Annotated in this window: 5 protein-coding genes and 1 pseudogene; 3 read left to right on the top strand and 3 right to left on the bottom strand. The window is 72.6% G+C overall.

Features of this window, described 5'->3' with window-relative positions:
* Positions 1-409 (bottom strand): VOC family protein (locus L7D48_RS26390; RefSeq protein WP_237883221.1); only part of this gene is annotated, 409 nt, incomplete at its 3' end.
* A gap of 414 nt (positions 410-823) precedes the next feature.
* Between L7D48_RS26390 and L7D48_RS26385 the strand changes: the two genes are divergently transcribed.
* Positions 824-1,105 carry a GlsB/YeaQ/YmgE family stress response membrane protein gene (locus L7D48_RS26385; protein ID WP_093850170.1) on the top strand — a complete coding sequence of 94 codons (282 nt, stop codon included), beginning with the start codon at positions 824-826 and terminating at the stop codon, positions 1,103-1,105.
* A 392-nt stretch (positions 1,106-1,497) separates the two neighbouring features.
* Here L7D48_RS26385 and L7D48_RS26380 read toward each other — a convergent pair whose 3' ends face one another.
* Positions 1,498-2,337, bottom strand: coding sequence for an SAM-dependent methyltransferase (locus tag L7D48_RS26380; RefSeq protein WP_308312339.1), 840 nt, complete (start codon positions 2,335-2,337; stop codon positions 1,498-1,500).
* A gap of 319 nt (positions 2,338-2,656) precedes the next feature.
* On the opposite strand from L7D48_RS26380, the gene L7D48_RS26375 reads away from it, so the two are divergent.
* Together L7D48_RS26375 and L7D48_RS26370 are read left to right on the top strand one after the other, a co-directional pair.
* Positions 2,657-3,292 carry an RNA polymerase sigma factor gene (locus L7D48_RS26375; RefSeq protein ID WP_237883219.1) on the top strand — a complete coding sequence of 212 codons (636 nt, stop codon included), beginning with the start codon at positions 2,657-2,659 and terminating at the stop codon, positions 3,290-3,292.
* Between the two features lies 1 nt (position 3,293).
* Entirely contained in the window at positions 3,294-4,025 is a 732-nt protein-coding gene (locus L7D48_RS26370) for a hypothetical protein (protein WP_237883217.1), read from the top strand.
* A 35-nt stretch (positions 4,026-4,060) separates the two neighbouring features.
* Here the strand turns inward: L7D48_RS26370 and L7D48_RS26365 are convergent.
* Positions 4,061-4,454: pseudogene (locus L7D48_RS26365) on the bottom strand (transcriptional regulator); the annotation flags it as partial.

The following is a 4,454-nucleotide window of genomic DNA, read 5'->3' as shown; positions in this document are numbered from 1 at the left end:
GGGGAGGGGGGCGGTGCTCGTCGAGATAACCCGCGCGCCCCTCGTCGTCGAGCCCGACGGAACCCCGGGGGATGACGCAGAACTCGTTCCCCTCGGGGTCGGCCATGACCAGGAAGCCGCCCTCCTCCGTGTACCGGGGCAGCCGGCGGCCGCCCAGTGACTCGATCCGCCGCTGCTCGGCGGCGGGATCCGGTGAGGTGATGTCGAGGTGGACGCGGTTCTTGCCGGTCTTCGGAGTGCCGGCCCGCTGGAACCCCAGAACGGGACCCTCACCGCGCTCGAGCCACACGTACGGGCCCGTCCTCGCCGTGACCGGCCGCCCCAGGAGCTCGGACCAGAACGTCGCCAGTCGCTCGGGATCCTCGGAGTCGATGATGACGGCGCCGATGTCCAGGTGGGTGTCTGCCATCCCCCGATGTTCGCAGAAGGAGCCGGGTGCCGGGAACGCCGAGGTGCCCGGCCGGAACAGCCCGTCGAGCCACCCGGCGCGCCGGGAGCGCGGGTGTACCACTCGGCCGGTGTTCCGTGCCCACGGGTGAAACCGCGACGCCGTGGGACCGGGGCATCCGACCGGGCTCCGTCCGGCCCGGCCTGACACGGGGTCACGGCCGGGCGCCGGTTCGGCGCGCGATCGGCGGCAGCGGCCCGTCCCGCTTGCGGAGGACCCCGGTCGGCAGGGCGCCGCGCGGGGAGGGGAATGACCGGTCCGGGAAGGAAAACCCCTGCTCCGCGCGCCTATTGCGGCGTTCCGGGAAATTCCCTTGTTTGGCTGGCGAGTTCATGGCAATGCGGTTCTGTGAAGACGACAAGGAGGTACCCAGACATGGGCATCATCGCGTGGATTCTCATCGGTCTGCTCGCCGGAGCGATCGCCAAAGCCCTCATGCCGGGCAAGGACCCGGGCGGCATCCTCGTCACGATGCTGATCGGTATCGTGGGCGGCCTTCTCGGCGGTTTCCTCGGCAAGGTGATATTCGGCGTCGATTCGATCGACGGATTCTTCGACCTCTCCACCTGGATCGCCGCCATCATCGGCTCGGTCATCGTTCTGGCCGTCTACCGGGCCGTGACCGGCCGCGGCAACCGCCGCCACGTCCACGCCTGATCCGGTACGGGTCCTTCGGGCACGCGGTGGCCGGCGACCGGCCCCGTCGACCGGTTCGCGGACGATTCGCGCACCCCCGGTGGCCCGCTCGACCGAGCGGGCCACCGGGGGTGCGCCGTGCCGGGGGCCGGTCACCGCAGCGCCGTTTCGACCGCGTTCCGTCCCTCCGGGCACTCCGCGCACTCGATTCCGTCCGAGATCCTCCGAGAGGGAGGGCGGGAAAGGCGAATCAGGCCGGGTGGACCGGGCTATGGGAGATTTTCCCGCACGGGCTCTCCCGATCCGGCCGAAGAATTTTCCGGTGCGGAATTCCTCCCCGGAATTCCTCCTCCGGAGCGGAACGGCGTCGTTCCCTCCGGCGGGAGACGGCCCCGGGGCCGGGTGGCCCGGGTTCAGGGCTTGCGGGCGACCGCGGCGTAGCAGGCCGCCTCGGCGTCGCTGACGTCACCGAAGGTCTGGCCGGGGTCGGGGCGCCAGCGGTGGGAGGTGGTTATCCCCGGTTCGAACAGCTCCCAGCCGCTGAAGAACCGGGTGAACTCCTCTTTGGTGCGGGCCTGTCCGGGGGTTCCCGAGGCGCGGTAGGCCTCGGTCAGACGGGCGATGCCCTCCGGGTCGAAGTCGGGGGTGACATGGCTGATGGCCAGGGTGCTGCCGGACGGCAGCACGTCCTTGAAGTACTCGACGATCTCGTGCGCCCGGTGCTCGCCGGGCACGAAATGCAGCAGGGCGTTGAGGCTGAGCGCCACCGGCTCGCCCAGGTCGAGGGTCTGTCTCACCTCGGGGGCGGCCAGGAGGGCGGCCGGATCGGTGGCGTCGGCCTGGACGTAGGCGGTGCGTCCCGCCGGGTGGCTGCGCAGCAGGGCCTGGGCGTGGGCGAGGACGATGGGGTCGTTGTCGGCGTAGACAACCCGCGACTCGGGCGCCACGCCCTGGGCCACCTCGTGGAGGTTGGGCGAGGTGGGGATGCCGGTGCCCACGTCGAGGAACTGGCGCATGCCGGCGGTGGCCAGGAAGCGGGTGGCCCGGTGCATGAACTCCCGGTTGGCGCGGGCGGCGACCAGGACGGAGGGGAAGATCGCCATGGCCCGTCCGGCGGCCTCGCGGTCGGCGGGGAAGTTGGTGTGGCCACCGAGGTAGTAGTCGTACATGCGGGCGGAGTGCGCCCGGTCCAGTTCCAGGTCGACCGAGCTGTCGTCCGCGCCGCCGGTGGTGCCGTCGACCGTCTGGGACACCTTGATCACGCCTTTCGTGAGCACTCGCCGGTTCACTTTCGGACCCCCAACAGGCTTGTGGGGCGGGGTGGTTGGGGAAGGCGGTGTACTGTACCGTCCCCTCCGTCCGCCAGGGCGGTAATCCCACTATTACTCTGGGCCCATTTTTTGGGAAAACCACTGTCCGACGATGCCCAGGATCCGATTGGCTTGGCGGGCGAGGTCCCGTCCCCTCGCGCCGGCGGTCGCCTCCACCGGGAGTGCGCCGAGGCGCCCGCGGGGCGGGACGCCCGCGACCGACGACCCGACGAGCACCCACACGGAGCCGGGAAGACACGCGGTGAACACCCCTGACAACGTCCCCGTCGACGTGGACGCCGACCCCCCACAACCCCTCGTCCGCAACCGGCGGACAACCCTGACCTTCGACGCCTTCCACGAGTACCACCACCGGGTGTGGCTGAGGTACGCCCGCACCCAGGTGGGCAGCCGCGCCGGCGCGGAGGCGGTGGTGGAGGCCGCCTGCGCCCAGCTGCTGAGCGACTGGAACCACGTACTGGAACAGGAGTCCGTCCCGGCCTACGCCTGGGCGGTGCTCAAGGAGCGGATCCGGGAGTGGCTGGACCGCGACGGCCGTGCTCCGGCGCTGGCGGAGACCGCGGCCTTCGAGGCCGCCTGCCGCGGCCGGCTGCTGGACGAACTGCTGGACGAGGCGGACGGACCGGGCGGGCCGGACGCGGCAGGCGGTTTCACCGCCCTGGAGAACGGACTGCGCCTGTACGCGGCCATCGCCGAACTGCCCGAACGGCAGCACGACATAGTCGTTCTGCGCTATGTACTGGGGTGTCCCGAGGAGGACGTGGCCGAGTACCTGGGCTGCGGTACGGTCGCCGTGCGCGCGCAGGTGCGGCACGCCAAGAGGAAACTGGCGGCCGGACTGGGCCAGGGAAGGAACCACAGGACGGGGGAGCGGTAACGTGCGCGGCACCGGGGAGCACCGGAGGATCGACGCGCTGCTGGAGGGGGCGGAGGTCCTCGGTGGCGAGTACGACGACTACGACCCGGCCGCCGCCCGGGAGCGCATCGCCCGTGCCGTCGCCACCTGCCCGCCCTCCGCGCGGCCACCGGCGAACCCGGACACCGGATGGCGCTACCGCACTGTCCACGAACAGGCCGCTCACGATCTGGACCTCGCCATCTCCCTGGTGGTGGGTTCGCCCGGGGCGGCCGGGAGCCTGGCGCGGCTGATCGACCACCGGCGCACCGAGCCCGAGGGCGCGCTGGTCTTCGCCTGTCTGCTCCATCTGGTCGGCCACCGGGACGCGGCCCAGTTCTGGTGGCAGTTCGCGGCCGGAGGAGGCAGCCGCACCGCGGCCTTCTGCCTCTGCCTCCACCACCGGCGCCTGGGGGAGTTCCGCGACGCCGACCACTGGCGCCGGCAGGCCGCTCTGCTGGGGAGCGCCCGTACCGCCGCCCGCGCCCCTCGAAGCACCGCCGGCGTGCCCGGCCCGCACGGCTTCCTGCTTCCGGACGCCATCCGCCGGGACCTGCTCAGCCAGTGCCACCGCGGCCGGCACCCCCGGCTGCCGGCCGCGGTGGAGGCGGTGGTCAACCGGCTGCGCGTCGACGGGGACGACGAGGACTACGGCGAGATTCCCCGGCCCGAGCCGGGACTGCCGGACGAACTGGCCGGGCCCCGCCCCCACTGAGGCGGGCGCGGGCGCCGGGCGGTGCGGCCGGGGGCTCACCCGCCGGTGTGTTCCCCGTCGCCGCCGGCGTACCGCAGCGCGGCCTCGTTCTCCTGCGCCATCCGGCGCAGGGCGGCCAGGACCGGCTCCATCAGCACGGTCAGCACCAGGGCCCGTTCGGCGATGTCGATCCGGTCCTCGATCCCGGCGAGCTGGTCCAGGTCCAGCCGGGCGGTGGCGGCGGCCAGCTCGGCGTACGGCACCAGCTCGTCGGCGCCGTAGTCGGCGCCGACCTCGCGCAGCGCCCGCAGTCCGGCGGCCAGGGCCTCGCGCAGCGGCGACCGCTCGGTGACGTTCCAGCCCATCCGCTCGACGAGTCGCTCCACCTCGGCCGCGCTGCCGTCCGGGACGCCCCCCTCCTCCCTCTCCTCCCCTCCGCGCTCCTCGCTC

Origin of the sequence: Streptomyces sp. ICN903, assembly GCF_022015835.1 — a bacterium.
Taxonomy (GTDB): Bacteria; Actinomycetota; Actinomycetes; order Streptomycetales; family Streptomycetaceae; genus Streptomyces; species Streptomyces fenghuangensis.
This window is presented reverse-complemented; position numbering and strand designations above follow the sequence as displayed.

Excerpts from the sequence above, each read along its gene's own strand:
- L7D48_RS26385 (WP_093850170.1), top strand. The coding sequence starts at position 824 with ATGGGCATCATCGCGTGGATTCTCATCGGTCTGCTCGCCGGAGCGATC.